The sequence below is a fragment of the Telluria sp. ZT3P26 genome (genome assembly GCF_059686035.1).
The window spans coordinates 875670-893508 of sequence record NZ_JCASII010000001.1 but is presented as its reverse complement, the minus strand read 5'-3'; the positions used below and the strand labels follow the sequence as shown (position 1 = coordinate 893508).

The window sequence follows — 17839 nt, the reverse complement described above, 5'->3', positions numbered from 1 at the left end:
CGAACCTTTTCACCATTTCAAGGACTGCACCATGAAAACCCTACGCATCGGCTGCGGCGCCGGCTATTCGGGCGACCGCATCGAACCGGCGCTCGAACTGGCCGAGCATGGCGACCTCGATTACCTCGTGTTCGAATGCCTGGCCGAACGCACCATCGCCCTGGCCCAGCAGGCCCGGATGAAGGATCCGGCGCTCGGTTACGACCCGCTGCTCGAAGCGCGCATGCTGGCAGTGCTGACGCCCTGCGCCGCCAGGGGGATCAAGATCATCACGAACATGGGCGCGGCAAACCCGCTCGCAGCAGCTGCCAAAACCAGGGAGATCGCCGTCTCGCTCGGCCTTGGCCACCTGAAGATCGCCGCCATCACGGGCGACGACGTGCTCGAACAGCTGCGCCAGGGCGACTACCTCGACGACACCGGTGAACCGGTGGCGGCATTGGGCAGCCGCCTGCTGTCGGCCAACGCCTATCTGGGCGCGCAGCCGCTGGTCGACGCGCTGGCGCAAGGCGCCGACATCGTCATCACCGGCCGTATCGCCGACCCGGCGCTGGTGCTCGCGCCGGCCATCCACGCCTTCGGCTGGGCGATGGACGACTGGCAGCGCCTGGGCCAGGGCACGCTGGCCGGCCACCTGCTCGAATGCGCCGGCCAGGTTTGCGGCGGCTACTTCGCCGATCCCGGCGTCAAGGACGTACCAAGCCTGGCGCGGCTGGGTTTCCCGCTTGCCGTGATCGGCGCGGACGGCAGCGTCGAGATCACCAAGGTGGCCGGTTCGGGCGGCTACGTGACCCGCGCCACCTGCACCGAGCAGCTGCTGTACGAAATCCACGATCCGGCCGCGTACCAGACGCCGGATGTCGTTGCCGATTTCTCGGCGGTGACGATGACCGAATGCGCACCGGACCGCGTCAGCCTGCAGGGCGCCAGCGGCCATCCGTGCAGCGGCATGCTGAAAGTCTCGATCGGTTACATCGACAGCTACATCGGCGAGGGCCAGATCTCGTACGCGGGACCCGGCGCACTGGCGCGCGCCCGACTGGCGCAGGCGATCGTCGCCGAACGGTTCGCGCTCACGGGCGTCGCGCTGACTGAAGTGCGCTATGACCTGATCGGCGTGAACGCGCTGCATGGCGACCGTCACGAACCAGGCGACGCCGAACCGCGCGAGGTGCGGCTGCGCGTCATCGGCCGCACCGACAGCCTGCAGCAAGCGATCCGCATCGGCAATGAAGTCGAAACCCTGTACACCTGCGGGCCGGCGGGCGGCGGCGGCGCCACCCGATCGGCGCGCGAAGTGATCGCGATCCGCTCCACGCTGCTGCCTGCTGCGCAGGTCAGCCCAGTGATCCATTTCGAGGAAACCTGACATGAAACTTCGCGACATCGCGCATTCGCGCGCCGGCGACAAGGGCGACATTTCCAACCTGTCCCTGATCGCGTTTCACGCGGCCGATTACGCACTGCTGGAACAGCACGTCACCGCCGAACGGGTGCGCCTGCATTTCGCCGGCATCGTGCATGGCGACGTGACCCGCTACCTGCTGCCGCAACTGGGCGCCATGAATTTCGTCATGCAGCAGGCGCTGGGCGGCGGCGTGACGCGCTCGCTGGCCCTGGACGCGCATGGCAAATCGCTCAGCTCGATGCTGCTCGACATGGAACTCGACTGAGTCGCATGCCACCACGCTGTACCCCATAAAAACACACGGAGACAAACATGAAACTATCACCGGCGATTCCGATCGTCATGCTTCTTGCTGCCAGCGGCGCAGCCACGGCCCAATCCAATATCACGATCTATGGCATCGCTGATGCCGGCGTCGTGTCCGAACGCGGCGGCGCGGCCGGCAACGTCACCAAAGTCAGCAGCGGCGTCGCATCCGCCTCGCGCCTCGGGTTCAAGGGATCGGAAGAACTGGGCGCCGGCGTCTCGGCGCTGTTCGTGCTCGAGGCCGGGATCTCGATCGACACCGGCGCGCTGGCCTCGTCCGGCCAGGCCTTCAACCGCCAGTCTTTCGTGGGACTGGCCAGCAAGGACGCCGGCAGTCTGACGGTCGGGCGCCAGTACACGCTGACCTACAATGCCCTCGGTCAGGTCGGCGATCCGTTCGGCAGCGGCCTGTCGGGCAGTGCCAAGAACCTGTTCCCGGTCGCGGGCGCCAATCTGCGCGCGAACAATTCGATCATCTACACGACGCCCGTGAAGAATGGCTTCAGCGCAGGACTGCTGTACTCGCTGGGCGAGACCGCCGGCGACAGCGACGCCGGCAGCCAGTACAACGTCAGCATCAACTACGCCAAGGGGCCGGTCAACGCCCGGCTGGCACACAACCATCGCAACAACGACAGCGCCACCCTCACCGGCACCGACAGCGGTCGCAACACGCTGTTCGTGGCCAATGTCGACTTCAAGGTGGTCAAGGTCTTCTTCGCCTACAGCAACGACAAAGGGCTCAACAGCGCGCCACTGAACAATGCCACGCCACTCCCCTACGGCAAGGTGTTCAGACCAAGCCTGCGCGGCGACGACACGCTGGTCGGTGTCACCATCCCGGTCGGCCCGGCCGGCACCATCATGACCTCGTACATCCGCAAGAACGACAAGACTGCGCCGAACCAGGACGCCGCCCAGTATGCGGTGGGCTACGTGCACGCGCTGTCCAAGCGGACCAGTGCGTATACCTCGTACGGCATGATCGACAACAGGAATGGGGCTGGCTATACGGTGGGTAACAATGCCGAGACCGGTTCGGGTGACCGGGCTTTCAATATCGGGTTGCGTCATACGTTCTGAGCGAGGCAGGCTGGCGAGCGGTTCGATGGCGCAACTGGCAACGGTAGCTGCCGCCGTCGATCTACTTGGCGCACTTGACCGCGAAATCGACGTGATAATGCTCGTCGTGCCGAACCCAGGGCTTCGTCTTCATGAACGGCAGCGACTTGATACGCTGGCCTGCAGGTGTGGCGAGTACGCGCGGGATATAGGCCGGCTCCAGAATGACGCGCGCAATACTGAATCCATGGCGCCGCGCGTCCACATCCAGCTGCGCCAGGTGTGCGGCAATGGCAGCGAAGTCGATGCGCAAGTCGGCAAGCTTGCCGGCTTCGTCGAATTCCAGATCGTACCCATAGTGGTTGTGCGCGGTGCGTGGCAACGACGTCGGCCGACCATCCCGGCCGCGCACCGGCACCATGAAGTCAACCGAAGTTCCGTTTTCGTGCGTGCGATGGGGCGGCATCGGGCCGCCGGTGCGCAGGCCGGTCTCGCCGTAGACGTACTGCACGTCCGGCGTGCTGCGGGACAGTGCCGAATACGCGTCCAGAACCACATCCCTCACCTGTGCATGCACGTAAGTTCGGCCAAGCTTAAGACCAAGTTTCGAGTAGGCGGCGAAGTTGGCGCCCGCGAGCGGCAAAGGGACTGCGCCTTCGATGCGCCCGCTCCCGCTGCTGCCAAAGCAGGTGCTGGCCAGCGCGGGCGCGCACAGGAAGGCGGCAGCTAGTGCCGCACCCATGGAAAGTTTGCGCATCATGCAGCCAGCCAGCGCGCCGGCCCACGGGGCAGACTCGCGTGGCTGACAGGATCGGCCAGGAACAGCGCCAGTACCTTCTCGTACAACGGCAGGCTGTCGCGGTAGCGCTGCTGCCGCATCGCTTCCGGCCGGCGCAAGTGCTTGAGCACGAAATAATCCGCCAGCAAATCGCCCTGCGCTTCCATATTGAAGTCCTCCAGCGTCGAATCGTCGGTCAGCGTGTAGCCATAAGATAGCCCGATCCGGAACGCGCCGCGCAGCCGCACCGGATACCCGAGCTGATGCTGCCAGACGTGCACCATCTCGTGCATGAACCAGTGGATCGCGGGCGGATCGCCGCGCGCATAGTCGGGGAGAAAACAGGAATGGTGAAAATACATGCTGCCATTCGGCGTCATGCAGCAGTTCCGTGGCTGGAACGGCATGTAGCGGCGGTTGTGGATCCGCACACGGGCATAATCGATGGCGTCGCTGAAAAGCAACGAAGCCATAGCGATTTCGATTGCGGTGAGGGGGCGCGAGCGTTGCGAATGCAGGCGGCGAAGTGGCATGGCATCCATCGATTAGCTTTGCAAGGTTCAGAGTCTTGGTAAGCTTAACTTAGTTTACTGAATACCTTTTGCACGGCTTTTTAAGAGCAACACTACCAAGCCCCAGTGCGCTATCGCGCGATTTACCTGTCCGGAGCTTGGCTTCTATCCGGCTACAGAAAGTCCTTGATGTCCCGGCAACATCGGTGAACTGAAATCAAGAGGAGGAGCATCATTCCTTGGCCATGGATTAATACATTGGACTCAAAAAAGGTTGTAGCTGGGGCGATAGAAGGCGTAAGCATCTGAGCTTCGTACCTTAAACCCATGCTAACACAGCCAAAGGTCCAAAATCATATTGCTACCATTGAGGAATATTTCCATAAAGAAAAATAAAATTCGCTTCGCCTCAGCAAATTGTGCATGTTATTTTGCCGATTTCTTGGTACCTCACCGATTTTCACAAGAGAGACCATTGCTGCAATGGCTTCAAGTCTGCGACACGCAATATTGCTTCTGTTGCAAAAGTGAGATCACGTTCCTCGAAAAAATCAGTAGGACAAAACTACGTGACCCTCATGGCTTGACCGGAGCTTCCTTTAACTTCTGCAGGTCAACATAAACCTGACGAGCCAAGTCTTCAGTACTTTTGAACTTGTACACTAAGTGATTTGAGCAAATATGATCCTTTAGTTCATTCAATTTTGCGAAGCTTTTTGGATTCTGTTCGATATGAGCGACAGGGACTGCGGCAGAGGTATCAATTACATAAAGCAACATCGGCTTGAGCTGCGCTTCTGCCTCACGAAATTCCAGCTCAGTCATTGACAGGCCGGTTACCGGATCTACGCTACCGTATCTCATGCCGAAAATTCCTAAATAAACGTCAGCCTTTCTCACCTCGTCCACAATCACTTTAGCGGGTGGCATCACATTTGGCGTCGCACCAAAGTGCTCCATGCCACGGAAAAACAGATCGGATCTCAACAATGCGTCTCTGACCGCAGTGCGTGCAGCCTCCATGTCAATATATGTGGAACTGACGAAAACAATTTTAGGCTTCCAAACCGGATCACTAGCAAGCGGTTTGTTTGCCTCACTGCTGCTGAGTGTCTGGAGTTCAGTCATGTATTGCAAGCGTAGCTCTTGATTGCTTTTCAGCGCGCTATTGACTCCCTTTTTCTGAGACGGATTCGACAGTGCCGCGATAAGTTGCAACTCTAATTTCGCTCTATGCTCCTCCAATTGCGCCAGCAGGCGCCTCAGATGATGTACACGCTCACGTTTCAAGTCGTCCTGAGTCTTGCTTATCAAGTCTTGGCAATTTTTCACGGGTTCACTCCCGTACTCACTCTCCACAGTCTGATGCCGGGAAAACTTTGGTACACGAGCTGCGAACTCCTCAAAGAAATTAACAAATTCAAGGTCGTTCATTCGACCGAAACGATCAAACAGGTAAATCGTTACGCGAGCAGGCTTCTCCAGTTTTAGCAATTCTTCCTCAATGGTCTCTGCCATCACCGCCGCCACGGATTCGTACGAAAAGCCTGCGACACCAGCACCTATTGCAGGGAATGCAATTGAATTTAATTTCAGATCGTTTAGGAGGCGCATACACCGTGCGATTGCAAGCTTTACTGTTTTTTCCGGAGGAAGCGCAAGGTGATCACGTCCAATCGTAATTGCATGAAAAACATACTGAGCGGACAATGATCCTGCAGTAGTCACAACAACGTCACCAACTTCAACGGGCACCTTTTTCGACGCGTCCAACGCTATTGCGTTGCCGCCAGCGGCACGTATCGATGCAGAGACGCCACCTCCCATACTGATGTAGCAATCATCAGAACTAACGATAACATCCGCATCAGCTTCAGTAATGTCACCAAACCGAAGAGTTAGTGTCGAGGCTCCAAACTGATAGATACGCTGACGTGCATTGTTAGTCCTCATGACAATTAACCTTGTGTTTATATTTACTATTAATAGTGCACCGTGACTTGCCCATTCAACCCGGTAAATAATGAAACTGTGTTCAATTAACTATGCTCAATGGCGAACCCTAGTCGGGGAGAAAACAGGAATGGTGAAAATACATGCTGCCATTCGGCGTCATGCAGCAGTTCCGTGGCTGGAACGGCATGTAGCGGCGGTTGTGGATCCGCACGCGGGTGACATCGATGGCGTCGCCGAACAGCAGCGACGCCAACCTGATTTCGCCTTCGCTCAAGGGGCGAAAGTACGAGCGCACGATGCGTCGCCCGCCGCCGGTCAGCTGGCGCGCAGCGCCGCGGCGGCTTTGGCCAGCGCGGTGATGTGGGCCCAGTCGCCGGCCTCGATCGCGTCCTTTGGCGTGAGCCACGAACCGCCCACGCAGGCGACGTTCTTGCAGGCCAGGAAGGCCGGTGCGGTCTCGATCGTGATGCCGCCGGTCGGGCAGAACGTCATGTCCGACAGCGGGCCGCGGATCGCATTGAGCATACCAACGCCGCCTGCCTGCATGGCCGGGAACAGCTTGACCTGGCGGAAGCCCGCTTCGCGCGCGGCCATTACTTCCGATGGCGTCATGACGCCCGGCAGCAGCGGCAGGCCGCTCGATTTGGCGGCGGCGATCAGCGCTGGCGTCAGGCCCGGCGAGACACCAAAAACGGCGCCGGCGTCACGCGAGGCGACGAATTCTTCGGGCGACGTCAGGGTGCCGACGCCGACGATGGCGCCTTCGACTTCGCTCATCGCGCGGATCGCGCCCAGGCCGTGCTCCGTGCGCAGCGTGACTTCGAGCACGCGGATGCCGCCGGCAACCAGCGCCTTCGCCAATGGGACGGCGTGCGCCGGATTGTCGATGGCGATGACAGGGATCACGCTCGCCGAGCGCATAATTTCAAGTAAGGTCATTTCTGCGTCCTAAAGAGAAAGTCTTCGTCTGAACCCGGCACGACCTCATTGGCGTCCAGGCCTTCGTGCAGCGGCACGATGGTGGGGATCGGCGACGGCAGCGGGAACGTCGCCGCGCCCTGCTCCGCGGCGCTGATCGAGGCGCGGAACATCGTAAACAGTTCGCGGCCCATGCCGATGTGGCTCTTGCTCAGGTCGGTCGTGGCCTGCTTGCGCGCAGCCCATTCTTCGGCCGGCACCAGCGCCTGCAGCGTGCCGGTGGTGGCATCGACGCGGATGATGTCGCCGTCGCGCACGAGGCCCAGCGGGCCGCCGGCCAGGATTTCGGGCGACACGTGGATCGCGGCCGGCACCTTGCCCGACGCGCCCGACATGCGGCCGTCGGTGACCATCGCCACCTTGAAGCCGGCATCCTGCAGGTTCGACAGCGCTGGCGTCAGCGCGTGCAGTTCCGGCATGCCGTTGGCGCGCGGGCCCTGGAAGCGCACCACCGCCACGAAATCGCGATTGAGCTGGCCGGCCTTGTAGGCGCCCATGAAATCTTCCTGCGAATCGAACGTGATCGCCGGTGCTTCGATCACGTGGTAGTCGTGCTTGACGGCCGAGATCTTCATCACGGCGCGGCCCAGGTTGCCCTGCACCAGCACCATGCCGCCGTTGTTGCTGAACGGATTCGATGCCGGGCGCAGCACGGTTTCGTCGCCGCTCTGGGCCGGCGTGTCGCGCCAGATGGTCTTGCCATCTTCGCCCAGGAACGGCTCCTTGCAGTGGGCGCGCAGGCCGTGGCCCAGCACCGTGTTGACGTCTTCGTGCGCGAGGCCAGCATCCAGCAATTCGCGGATGATGAAGCCCGGGCCGCCGGCGGCCTGGAAGTGGTTCACGTCCGCTTCGCCGTTCGGGTAGATGCGGGTGAGCAGCGGCACGACCTTCGACAGCTGGTCGAAGTCGTCCCAGTCGATCACGATGCCGGCCGCGCGTGCGATCGCCACCAGGTGCAGCGTGTGGTTGGTGGAACCGCCCGTCGCATGCAGCGCGGCGATGGCGTTGACGATGCACTTCTCGTCGACGATGCGGCCGATCGGCATGTAGGTGCCGCCCTGCTGCGAGATCGCCACTGCCTGGCGCGCTGCGCTCTTGGTCAGCGCGTCGCGCAGCTCGGTGCCCGGCGTGATGAACGCGGCGCCCGGCAGGTGCAGGCCCATGACTTCCATCAGCATCTGGTTGCTGTTGGCGGTGCCGTAGAAGGTGCAGGTGCCGGCGTCGTGGTACGACGCGGCTTCGCATTCCATCAGTTCTTCGCGCGTGGCCTTGCCCTGCGCGTAGAGCTGGCGCACGCGCGCCTTCTCTTTGTTCGATAGGCCCGACGTCATCGGGCCGCCCGGCACGAAGATGCCCGGGATGTGGCCGAAGTGCAGCGCGCCGATCAACAGGCCCGGCACGATCTTGTCGCAGATGCCCAGATACAGGCTGGCGTCGAACATATTGTGCGACAGGCCGACGGCCGTGGCCATCGCGATGGTGTCGCGCGAGAACAGCGACAGTTCCATGCCCGGCTGGCCCTGCGTGACGCCATCGCACATGGCGGGCACGCCGCCGGCAAACTGGGCCACGGCGCCGATCTCGCGCACGGCATCCTTGATGATCTTCGGATAGCTCTCGAACGGCTGGTGCGCCGACAGCATGTCGTTGTAGGAAGAAACGATGGCCACCGACGGCTGCTTGACTTCACGCAGCTTCAGTTTGTCGTTGGCCGGGAACGCGGCGAACCCGTGGGCGAGGTTCGTGCACGACAGCGCGCCGCGCTGCACGCCCTGGATGCGGGCGGCCTCGAGGTGCGCCAGATAGGCTGCGCGCGACGGGCCGCTGCGCTGGATGATGCGATTGGTAACCTGTTCGACTACGGGGTGGAGCGCCATGTTCGTTCCTTCCTGAATTTAGTATCTGAAATTTTACTACAAATCGGGGTGCTGTGATCTTTGACTACCCCCGATGCTGTAAGGATGCGCGTAAAAAGGTGCCGCGCAAAAGGCCGCAAGTCGGTATCCTGTTGACGCACACGCGCTTTTATGTAGTGAATTTACGCGCAAAGAATTGTATTATTCGATAATCTGTTAACGACAACATTGTGCCACGCACCCAGGACCCCATGCGCCAGCCATCCCTGACCAGTACCGCCAGCTTCCAGGCTCTCGCCCAGCACGCCGACATCGCCACCACGTGGCAGATGCGTGATCTGTTTGCCGCCGACCCGCAGCGCTTCGAGCGTTTCAGCGATGAGGCTGCAGGCCTGTTCCTAGACTATTCAAAAAATCGCCTCGACGGGCGCACGCTTGAACTGCTGATGCAGCTGGCGCGCGAGCGCGGTGTTGAAGCGCGGCGCGATGCAATGTTCCTGGGCGCGCGCATCAACAACACCGAAGGCCGCGCCGTGCTGCACACCGCCCTGCGCGCCCCGCGCGGTGCATCGCACGTCGTCGACGGCGTGGACATCAACGCCGACATCCACGCCGTGCTCGATCGCATCAAGACCTTCACCGATGCGGTGCGCAGCGGCGAATGGCTCGGCCACACCGGCAAGCCGATCACGGACATCGTCAATATCGGCATCGGCGGTTCGGACCTTGGGCCGAAGATGGTCGTGCTGGCCCTGCGCCACTATGCGCATCCGCGCCTGCGCATGCACTTTGTCTCGAACGTCGATGGCCACGACATGGACGCCGCCCTGGGCCAGGTCGATCCCGAAACGACGCTCTTCATCGTCGCTTCCAAGACCTTCACCACCACCGAGACGATGATGAACGCGCAGACCGCGCGCCGCTGGTTCCTGGCGCACGCGCCTGAAGAGGCCCTGGCGAAGCACTTCGTCGCCGCATCGACCAATACCGAGGCAATCAAAGCCTTCGGCATCGACCCGGCCAATATGTTCCCGTTCTGGGACTGGGTTGGCGGGCGCTATTCGGTGTGGTCGGCGATCGGGCTGCCGGTCGCACTGGCCGTGGGCTTCGGCTACTTCAAGGACTTCCTGGCCGGCGCACACGAACTGGATGAACACTTCCGCACTGCGCCGCTCGAGCAGAACCTGCCGGCGCTCCTGGGCCTGATCGGCTTCTGGAACCGCCAGTTCCTCGAGTGCAGCTCGGTCTCGATCGCGCCGTACCACCAGGACCTGAACCGCTTCCCGGCCTACCTGCAGCAGCTCGACATGGAAAGCAACGGCAAGCGCGTCACGCGCGACGGCCAGCCAGTGGACACGCCAACCTGCCCGGCGATCTGGGGCGAGTGCGGCACCAACGGCCAGCACGCCTACTTCCAGCTGCTGCACCAGGGCACCGACGTGACGCCGATGGACTTCATCGCGGCCCTGCGCCCGGCGCACGAGATGGACCACCACCACACTGCCCTGCTGGCAAACTGCTTCGCGCAGTCGGAAGCCTTCATGAAGGGCAAGACCGCCGACGAAGTGCGCACCGACCTGACGGCGCAAGGCTTGCCGGCGGACGAGGTCGAGCGTCTCACGCCGCACAAGACCTTCCCCGGCAACCGCCCGAGCAACACCATCCTGATGGAGCGCCTGACGCCCACCACGCTGGGCGCCCTGATCGCGCTGTACGAGCACAAGACGTTCGTCCAGGGCGTGCTGTGGGACGTGAACAGTTTTGACCAGTGGGGCGTCGAGCTGGGCAAGGTATTGGCCAAGAAGATCGAGGCCGAACTGGCGGGCGAGCCGGTGCCCAACCTGCACGACAGTTCCACCAATGGGTTGATCGCGCGCGCGAAAGCCGCCGTCTGATCCCGAACCTTTGATCCCGAGACTATGGCAACCGAAAAATTTGAAGTGGTACACGATGTGCCAATGCTGGTGGGTGAATCGGCAATCTGGCACGAAGTCGAATCGGCCCTGTATTGGGTCGATATCGAGGGTCTGACCGTCAACCGCCTGCACGCAGCAAGCGGTAAATTCAGCTCATGGAAGATGGGCTCGAACCCGTCGGCGCTGGCCATCGACGACAACAATTTTCTGGTCGTGGCCACGCGCGAGCGCCTGCTGCGCCTGAACACGACCGACGGTGCGGAGACCCCGATCGCCGACGCGCCGTACGATCCGTCGAAGGTGCGTTTCAACGATGGCCGCGTCGACCCGGCAGGCCGCTTCTGGATCGGCACCATGTACGAGCCGCGCGACCAGCCGGCCGCCGAGATGTACGTGCTCGATCGCGACAACCTGCGCTGCGCCTGGCGTGGCGGCATGACCAACTCAAACGGCCTGGCCTGGAGCCTGGATGGCCGCACGATGTTCCACGCCGACACCACCACGCACCGCATCGACTGCTACGACTTCGATGTGGCCACCGGTGAGCACAGCAACCGCCGCACGATCCTCACCTTCCCGACTGATAAGACGGCGCCGGACTACGGCGGCCGGCCCGATGGTGCGACGATGGACGCCGAGGGCATGTACTGGGTGGCGATGTTCGAAGGCGGACGCGTGCTGCGCATCTCGCCAAGCGGCGAGATCCTGCGCGAGATTAAATTGCCGGTGCGCTGCCCGACGTCGGTCTGCTTCGGCGGGCCCGACCTGCGCACCCTGTACATCACCAGCGCCAGCCACGGTCGGTCGAGCGAAGAGATCGCGCAGTATCCGCACACCGGCAAGGTGCTGTCGGTGCGACTGGATGTCGCCGGTCGCGAAGAGCCCGAGTACGCTATTTGAACCCGGGCCCGCACCTGCTTACCAGGTGTAGCCGGCCTTCACATAGAAGTAGCGGCCATTGAAGCCGTTTGGCGCCCACACGCTGTATGGCTGGGTGCCGTTCACGTTCAGGTTGGCCCGCGACGTGACCTGCGCAGGATAGCGGTTGGTCACGTTGTCGATGCCGGCCGTCAGGCGCCACTGGTTCAGGCGCACGCTTGCTGCCAGATCAAGCACCCACTGCGGGTCGTAGTTCTGGTCCAGCGCCGGATCGTTCTGCGGCACCGTGAATTCGCCGTAACGCGTCACGACGGCGCGCGCATTCCACGCACCCTGCGTAAAGTCCCCCGTCAGACCAAGCTTGTCCTTCGGCGAGCCGACCGTCAGGCGGTTGATGCTCTGGCGGTCCACCAGCGACAGTCCCTGCCCCGACAGCACGGCCGGCGACGCCGCCACACCCTGCACCTCGTTGTCGTTATGGTTGTAGGCCAGCGTCAGATCGGCGCGCGCGCCCTGCGCGAAGTTCAGGCGGTACGTGCTGACCACGTCAACACCCTTGGTACGCGTGTCGACCGCATTGGTGAAGTAGCGCGCGGCGCCGACGAACACACCCTGGGCCGCGAGCGCGCGTGACAGCGCCGGTGCGTTGGCCAGCTGCAGGTTCGACGAAAACACGATGCGGTCGTCGATATCGATGCGGTACAGGTCGACCGTCGTGGTCCAGTTGCGATTTGGCTGCCACTGCGCGCCGATGCTCAGGTTGCGCGCCTTTTCGGCCTTGAGCGGCTGCGCGCCCAGCGCACGGGCGGCGGTGCTGCCGACCGGGAACGTGCCCGTTTCCACCAGCGCGCTGGTGCCGTTCACGAGCAGCGTGTTGGTGGTAGTGATCGTGTAGAACGACTGGGCCAGCGACGGTGCGCGGAAACCGTTCGATGCCGTGCCGCGCAGCGCGAAGGTCGGCGTGAACGCATAGCGCGCCGATGCCTTGGCCGAGTTCGTGCTGCCGAAATCGCTGTAGCGTTCATGGCGCAGCGCCAGGGCGCCCGACAATGCGCTCGTAATGTCGCCTTCCAGGTTCAGGTACACCGACTTGTTGTTGCGGGTGTTTTCGCCCGCGTTCTCGGGCCGGAAGCCCGAATAGCCCTGGGCGCCGGAACCGAAGTACGAACCGGCTTCACCCGCGCCGATCTCGTAGGATTCATGGCGCGCTTCCAGACCCAGGGCCACCGTCAGCGGACCGCTCATGAACGACACGGGAATCTCGCGCGCCACGTCCAGGTTGGCCAGACTTTGCTTCGAGGTCAGTTCGCCCGCATAGAAGCTGGTCGGGCTGGCCGCGCCCAGGCTGTAGTTGACCGTGTCGTTGACGTCCAGCGTGAAGCGGTTGCGGCCGTGGTTCAGGCTCGCATCCCAGCGCCAGCCGGCGGCCACGCCGCGCAGGCCCGTCACGATCGAGGCATCGACCGAGGTGCTGCCCAGCAGCGGCTGGAAGCCTTCCGGATACAGGGGCGAACGCAGCGTGGTGCGGCTGTTGTCCGTGAACGCGGTGCGGAAGGTCGCCGCCGACGAGGTGTCGCGCTCGCCGTAGCTCGCAAAGGCGTACCAGTCGATGTCGTCGTTGATTCGCACTTCGCTGTTGACGAACAGCGTGCGCGGGCGGCTGTCCGGGTCACCGTAGCGCTGGGTGATCAGGCCCTGGCGTGGGCCCGCGGACGGGCGCGGGTCGGCGAACGAGCGGTTGGTGGCGTTGCGCTCGGCCGCTTCGACGGCGATGCGCACCCAGCCATCCTGGCCCAGGTTGAAGCCGGCCGAGCCGCGCACGGTACCCTGCTCGCCATCACCGGCGTCATACTGGCCATACACCACTTCCGCTTCGCCGCCCTTGGCGCCGCGCTTGAGGATGATATTGACCACGCCGGCGATGGCGTCCGAGCCGTATTGGGCTGCGGCGCCGTCGCGCAGCACTTCGATGCGCTCGATCGCCGCGAGTGGAATCGCATTCAGGTCGACCGGGGCCGAGCCGCGGCCCAGCGTGCCGTTGACGTTGACGACGGCCGATGTGTGGCGGCGCTTGCCGTTGACCAGCACCAGGGTCTGGTCCGGCGAGAGGCCGCGCAGCTGCGCCGGACGCACCGCGTCGCTGGCGTCGGCGCCGCTCGGGCGCGGGAAATTCATCGATGGCAGCAGGCGCGACAGCACGGTGGCCAGCTCGCCCGAGCCGGTGCTGAGCAGTTCCTTGTTGCCGATGACGTCGACGGGCGACTCCGAATCGAGCGTGCGACGGTTGAGGGAACGGGTGCCGGTGACGACGATCGTCTGCAGGTCCTGGGCGGCGGGCGCCGCTGGCGGCGTTTCCTGGGCCAGCGCGGCGGTCGGGGCCAGCGTTGCGATCAGGCTTAGGATCAGGACCGCGCGATGCGGATTGGCGTGATGGTGCTTGCAGCTCATGGGGGCTTCTCTTCTTCTGGTCGGTGACGGCGGTACCTCGACCGCCGAAGGGACGCGAAGCTTAACAGGCCTCCAATTGCGCTGCCAATATCGATTTTGCCTATGCTTATATCTTGAACCGGCAGATAGGAACAGGCGTCCCGCTCAGCCCATCATGCGGGCCGAATCGTAGCCGATCCGCACCGCGCCCCAGTGCTTCCCGTCGAGGATGACCGGCATCGACAGATCGTTGATCACCTCACCCGTATCGCGCAGGTAGGTCTGCAGCAGGAACGGCTCGCGGTTCTTCGCCAGCCGGATGCCCACCGGGTCGTCGAAGATCCGCTTGTTGCGGCAATACACCAGGTCGTGCGCGCGCTGCCCGTTGGGCGGGCGCGAGAACTTGGTGTTGTGGGTCGGCGCGAAGCCGCGATTGTCCACGGCCAGCGCGTAGGCCGCGCCCGGCAAATCGGTCAGCACGCGGTCGAACAGCACCTGCAGGTCGCGCTCGACGATGCGGTCGTAGGACGTGGTAAAGCGCGGCGGATCGGACTGCGCGATCGGCTGGTAACTCTGGTCGAACACATTGGCGCCGCCCTCGGCGTGGCGGCGCAAGCAGGCCAGCACCTCGTCGCGCAGCACGGTGGTTGCATCGACCAGCGCGTCAAATGGCGTGCCGCCAGTGCGAAACCCCGCGAGCACGCCTTGCAGATCCTCGGTTGCCAGGCGCACCTCGTCGACCCGGCGCGACGCATCCTGCATCGTTGCCGCCGCACCGGACGCATTGCTCGCCACTTCGCCGACGCGCGCACCGATCTGCTGGTTGACGCCGTCGAGCGACTGCATCGCCAGTGCCATCTGGTCCACGGTCGCGGTCATGCGCTCGAAATCGGCCACGAATGTCGTCAGGTGACTCGCAGCGCTGCCGGCTTCGCGCGCCGAGACGTTCACGCCCTCGAGGATATCGGCGGTCGCGCTGGAGGTCGATGCGACCAGCCCGCGCATCGCGCCACTGGCGGCGGCGATCTTCACGGCTTCGGCGTTGACCACCTGCGACAGGCGCCGCACTTCGGAGGCCACCACGGCGAACCCGCGCCCGGCCGGGCCGGCGCGCGCCGCTTCGATCGCGGCATTGATCGCCAGCAGATTGGTCTGGTTGGCGACGTTCTCGATGACGGTGCCGAATTCGCCGATCTCGTGCAGGTGCCCGACGAGTTGCGAGACGGTGTCCGAAAAGCCGTGCACCTGCGCCTCGATGGTGCGCATGCGCGCTTCGAGGCGCGTCAGTTCATCCATCGATTCGCGCGCCGTGTGCAGGTTGCGCGCGGCAGTGTCAGCGATGCGCAGCGTACCGGCGTTGACGTCGGCCGACAGCTCGGTGACTTCGCGCGCCGCGGCGGCCAGCGCGCCGGCCGCCTGGTGCTGGCACGCGGCCTGGGCCTGTGCCTGGTCGACTTCCTTGCGCAGGCGCGCGGCGTTGATCGCCGTGCGGATGCTGCCATCGCGCGCCTTGACCACCAGCGCGCGCACGCTGCCACCCACGGCCCGGCCGCCGAACGGCGACAGTGCCTGTCCCAGATGTTGCATCCAGCCCATCATGTCTCCCGCGTCCCCGCCGCTCGAATGGCTGCGGTATTTACTTGAGGAAACTATAGCCCCATTTGACGGGGCTGTCATCCGTCATGGATGCCAGCGCGCCGACTGTCGGCACGACGCGACAGGCGCGTCACTCACGCCATGTGCTGCGTGAGCCAGGTGCGAATGTCCGAAGTCGGAATACCGCGCTGCGCGTTGTAAGCGCTTTCTTTGCTCCAGGCCATCCCGTCACCGCGCGCGAAGGCGAGGCGGTAGCGCGCCGTGGCATCGTCCGGCTGTGCGGCGAGACCGGCCCGCAGCGCTTCCTGCGTCAGCAGGGTACGCTCGACGCTGCGCCCCGTCACGCGCTCGACGATGTCCGCCAGTTGCCCGTACGAGACCGTATCGCTGGCCAGATACACGACCTGATTCGCGACGCGGGGCACCTCGAACAGGACTGCGGCGGTACACCGGCCGATGTCATCGGGCGTGGTGACCGTCACCTGCGTGGCCCAGCTCCCCAGGCCGCGCACGATGCCTGCATCCAGGTCGACGATGCCGGCGGTCTTCTCGAACAGGAAACTGGTGAACATGCCGGTCGAGATGATGATCCACTCGGTCCGGTCCTGCCCGCGCAGCATGCCGCGCACGTCGAACTGCTCGTCGAATACGGGCTGGCCACTGCCCTTGCCGACGATGTCGTAATCGACCCCGAACTGCCATGGAATATGCCGCCGCACGCCAGCGGCCACCACCGCCCGGGTCAGCCGCAGCTGGGTACCCGGGCCGGCGACGAAGCCGGTACAGTTGATGACGGTGTCGAACGGGCGCAGCAAGGCGATGAGGTCTTCGTCGCTGCGCTCTGCCAGGTCGAACGGCACCAGGGAGACATCCAGCGCGTGCAATGCGGCGTGATCCTGCCGCTGCTGCGGGGTCGGGGCGGCGATCGAGCCGGGCGTGACCAGAACGGCCAGCGCGCGCCCCGCAGCCTTCTGGCGCGGCGCCAGATGGCGCAGGATGGCCATGCCGAGTTCACCGGCGCCAAGCACCAGCGTGTGAGGCAGAGTGATCGGATTGTCGTGGTTTGTCATGTGAGTTCCTGTCTTGGTGAATGGCGTGGAGTATGGCCACCCGCCCTTCTGCGCGTAAGCCCGCCCGCCGGCATTTCAGAATTGCGATGGGTGGGATAATCGACGGATCAGGCAGATCAGCGAGGCAGGATCGATGGACAAGTTACGGGCAATGCAGATTTTTTCACGCGTCGTCGAAGCACGCAGTTTTGCCGGTGCCGCCACTATCCTGGCGGTGCCGCGTTCCACGGTCAGCCGCGCGATCCAGGAACTCGAGGCGTCCCTGGGCGTGCGGCTGCTGCAGCGCACGACGCGCACCCTGCACGTCACGCCGGACGGCAGCCTGTATTACGACCACTGCCAGCGCATCCTGAGCGACATCGAAAGGGTCGAGGCAGCCCTGTCGGACGGCACGGTCGCACCGCGCGGGCTGCTGCGCGTCGACATGACATCGTCGTTCGCACGGGCCGTCGTGCTGCCGGTCCTGCGAGAATTCCAGACCCGGTACCCGGCCATCGACCTGACCCTGACGCTGGGCGACCGTCCGGTCGAACTGGTCCAGGAAGGCGTCGATTGCGTGGTGCGGGCCGGCACGCCGGCGTCATCGGCACTGCTGGTGGCGCGCCATCTCGGCAGCTTCGACTGGATCACCTGTGCCTCGCCCGAGTACCTGGCGCGCTGCGGCACGCCGCACTCGCTCGATGCGCTCGATGCGCATGACATCGTCGGTTACCAGTCCGCCGCCACCGGCCGCGCGACCGACTGGCGCTTCACGGTCGATGGCGCCGGGCGCACCATTGCGGCCGGCACGCGGCTCATCGTCAACGATACCGACGCCTATCTGGGCTGCGGCCTGGAAGGGCTGGGGCTGATCCGGGTCGCCAGCTACGTGGCGTTGCCGCACCTGAACGCTGGCCGCCTGGTGCGGGTCCTGCCGGCAGTCCAGGGCCCACCCGTTCCGCTGTCGCTGATCTATCCGCAGGACCGGCACCTGGCCTCGACCGTGCGCGCGTTCGCCGACTGGCTGGGCCAGCAGGTGCACGCACAGCAAAGTACCTGGCATGTGCCCCTGCCTCGCGGGTGACACGCCGGCTTGCGCTGCGCGCGCGGCGAATA

At 63.8% G+C, this 17839-nt stretch carries 15 protein-coding genes; 6 read left to right on the top strand and 9 right to left on the bottom strand.

What is annotated here, in order from left to right; translation table 11 throughout:
• The first annotated feature begins 31 nt into the window (after nt 1-31).
• The 3 genes from AC56LN_RS03935 to AC56LN_RS03925 are packed head-to-tail and all read left to right on the top strand — an operon-like array spanning nt 32 to nt 2797.
• A complete protein-coding gene (locus AC56LN_RS03935) occupies nt 32-1369 on the top strand; it encodes an acyclic terpene utilization AtuA family protein (RefSeq protein WP_499570046.1) in 1338 nt (445 codons plus the stop codon).
• Between the two features lies 1 nt (nt 1370).
• A complete protein-coding gene (locus AC56LN_RS03930) occupies nt 1371-1673 on the top strand; it encodes an AtuA-related protein (RefSeq protein ID WP_499570045.1) in 303 nt (100 codons plus the stop codon).
• Nucleotides 1674-1720: 47 nt separating this feature from the next.
• Nucleotides 1721-2797, top strand: coding sequence for a porin (locus AC56LN_RS03925; protein WP_499570044.1), 1077 nt, complete (start codon nt 1721-1723; stop codon nt 2795-2797).
• Between the two features lie 61 nt (nt 2798-2858).
• On the opposite strand, the gene AC56LN_RS03920 is transcribed toward AC56LN_RS03925, so the two are convergent.
• The 6 genes from AC56LN_RS03920 to edd form a co-directional block, all read right to left on the bottom strand.
• Nucleotides 2859-3536: a penicillin-insensitive murein endopeptidase gene (locus AC56LN_RS03920; RefSeq protein ID WP_499570043.1), complete on the bottom strand. Its 678-nt coding sequence runs from the start codon at nt 3534-3536 to the stop codon at nt 2859-2861.
• Nucleotides 3533-4087: a Rhs element Vgr protein gene (locus AC56LN_RS03915; protein ID WP_499570042.1), complete on the bottom strand. Its 555-nt coding sequence runs from the start codon at nt 4085-4087 to the stop codon at nt 3533-3535. The genes AC56LN_RS03920 and AC56LN_RS03915 overlap by 4 nt, the downstream gene beginning before the upstream one ends.
• Nucleotides 4088-4642: 555 nt before the next feature.
• On the bottom strand, nt 4643-6019 hold the full coding sequence (locus tag AC56LN_RS03910; protein WP_499570041.1) for a DUF4062 domain-containing protein: 1377 nt from the start codon (nt 6017-6019) through the stop codon (nt 4643-4645).
• 109 nt (nt 6020-6128) lie between these two features.
• Complete coding sequence (locus AC56LN_RS03905; protein ID WP_499570039.1) at nt 6129-6317, bottom strand: hypothetical protein; 189 nt, start codon at nt 6315-6317, stop codon at nt 6129-6131.
• Nucleotides 6318-6337: 20 nt separating this feature from the next.
• Nucleotides 6338-6961, bottom strand: a complete 624-nt coding sequence (gene eda / locus AC56LN_RS03900) for a bifunctional 4-hydroxy-2-oxoglutarate aldolase/2-dehydro-3-deoxy-phosphogluconate aldolase (protein ID WP_499570038.1) — start codon at nt 6959-6961, stop codon at nt 6338-6340.
• On the bottom strand, nt 6958-8877 hold the full coding sequence (gene edd / locus AC56LN_RS03895; RefSeq protein ID WP_499570037.1) for a phosphogluconate dehydratase: 1920 nt from the start codon (nt 8875-8877) through the stop codon (nt 6958-6960). Before edd ends, eda begins: the two co-directional genes overlap by 4 nt.
• 230 nt (nt 8878-9107) lie before the next feature.
• On the opposite strand from edd, the gene pgi reads away from it, so the two are divergent.
• Nucleotides 9108-10751 (top strand): glucose-6-phosphate isomerase, encoded by a 1644-nt coding sequence (pgi, locus tag AC56LN_RS03890; protein ID WP_499570036.1) that lies wholly within the window; start codon nt 9108-9110, stop codon nt 10749-10751.
• Between the two features lie 24 nt (nt 10752-10775).
• The gene (locus AC56LN_RS03885; protein WP_499570035.1) at nt 10776-11672 is read left to right on the top strand and encodes an SMP-30/gluconolactonase/LRE family protein; all 897 of its coding nucleotides are present in this window, start codon (nt 10776-10778) and stop codon (nt 11670-11672) included.
• Between the two features lie 18 nt (nt 11673-11690).
• On the opposite strand, the gene AC56LN_RS03880 is transcribed toward AC56LN_RS03885, so the two are convergent.
• The 3 genes from AC56LN_RS03880 to AC56LN_RS03870 all read right to left on the bottom strand — a co-directional run bounded on the left by AC56LN_RS03880 (nt 11691) and on the right by AC56LN_RS03870 (nt 16744).
• A complete protein-coding gene (locus AC56LN_RS03880) occupies nt 11691-14099 on the bottom strand; it encodes a TonB-dependent receptor plug domain-containing protein (RefSeq protein ID WP_499570034.1) in 2409 nt (802 codons plus the stop codon).
• A gap of 144 nt (nt 14100-14243) precedes the next feature.
• The gene (locus tag AC56LN_RS03875) at nt 14244-15665 is read right to left on the bottom strand and encodes a methyl-accepting chemotaxis protein (protein ID WP_499570032.1); all 1422 of its coding nucleotides are present in this window, start codon (nt 15663-15665) and stop codon (nt 14244-14246) included.
• Nucleotides 15666-15808: 143 nt separating this feature from the next.
• A complete protein-coding gene (locus tag AC56LN_RS03870) occupies nt 15809-16744 on the bottom strand; it encodes an aromatic alcohol reductase (protein ID WP_499570030.1) in 936 nt (311 codons plus the stop codon).
• 151 nt (nt 16745-16895) lie between these two features.
• Here AC56LN_RS03870 and AC56LN_RS03865 point away from each other — a divergent pair, with 151 nt between their 5' ends.
• Nucleotides 16896-17807: a LysR family transcriptional regulator gene (locus tag AC56LN_RS03865; RefSeq protein ID WP_499570029.1), complete on the top strand. Its 912-nt coding sequence runs from the start codon at nt 16896-16898 to the stop codon at nt 17805-17807.
• Nucleotides 17808-17839 lie beyond the last annotated feature (32 nt).

Excerpts from the sequence above, each read along its gene's own strand:
- AC56LN_RS03870 (WP_499570030.1), bottom strand. The coding sequence starts at position 16,744 with ATGACAAACCACGACAATCCGATCACTCTGCCTCACACGCTGGTGCTT.
- AC56LN_RS03935 (WP_499570046.1), top strand. The coding sequence starts at position 32 with ATGAAAACCCTACGCATCGGCTGCGGCGCCGGCTATTCGGGCGACCGC.
- AC56LN_RS03920 (WP_499570043.1), bottom strand. The coding sequence starts at position 3,536 with ATGATGCGCAAACTTTCCATGGGTGCGGCACTAGCTGCCGCCTTCCTG.
- AC56LN_RS03915 (WP_499570042.1), bottom strand. The coding sequence starts at position 4,087 with ATGCCACTTCGCCGCCTGCATTCGCAACGCTCGCGCCCCCTCACCGCA.
- AC56LN_RS03925 (WP_499570044.1), top strand. The coding sequence starts at position 1,721 with ATGAAACTATCACCGGCGATTCCGATCGTCATGCTTCTTGCTGCCAGC.
- edd (WP_499570037.1), bottom strand. The coding sequence starts at position 8,877 with ATGGCGCTCCACCCCGTAGTCGAACAGGTTACCAATCGCATCATCCAG.
- AC56LN_RS03880 (WP_499570034.1), bottom strand. The coding sequence starts at position 14,099 with ATGAGCTGCAAGCACCATCACGCCAATCCGCATCGCGCGGTCCTGATC.
- AC56LN_RS03930 (WP_499570045.1), top strand. The coding sequence starts at position 1,371 with ATGAAACTTCGCGACATCGCGCATTCGCGCGCCGGCGACAAGGGCGAC.
- AC56LN_RS03865 (WP_499570029.1), top strand. The coding sequence starts at position 16,896 with ATGCAGATTTTTTCACGCGTCGTCGAAGCACGCAGTTTTGCCGGTGCC.
- AC56LN_RS03885 (WP_499570035.1), top strand. The coding sequence starts at position 10,776 with ATGGCAACCGAAAAATTTGAAGTGGTACACGATGTGCCAATGCTGGTG.
- eda (WP_499570038.1), bottom strand. The coding sequence starts at position 6,961 with ATGACCTTACTTGAAATTATGCGCTCGGCGAGCGTGATCCCTGTCATC.
- pgi (WP_499570036.1), top strand. The coding sequence starts at position 9,108 with ATGCGCCAGCCATCCCTGACCAGTACCGCCAGCTTCCAGGCTCTCGCC.
- AC56LN_RS03875 (WP_499570032.1), bottom strand. The coding sequence starts at position 15,665 with ATGCAACATCTGGGACAGGCACTGTCGCCGTTCGGCGGCCGGGCCGTG.
- AC56LN_RS03910 (WP_499570041.1), bottom strand. The coding sequence starts at position 6,019 with ATGAGGACTAACAATGCACGTCAGCGTATCTATCAGTTTGGAGCCTCG.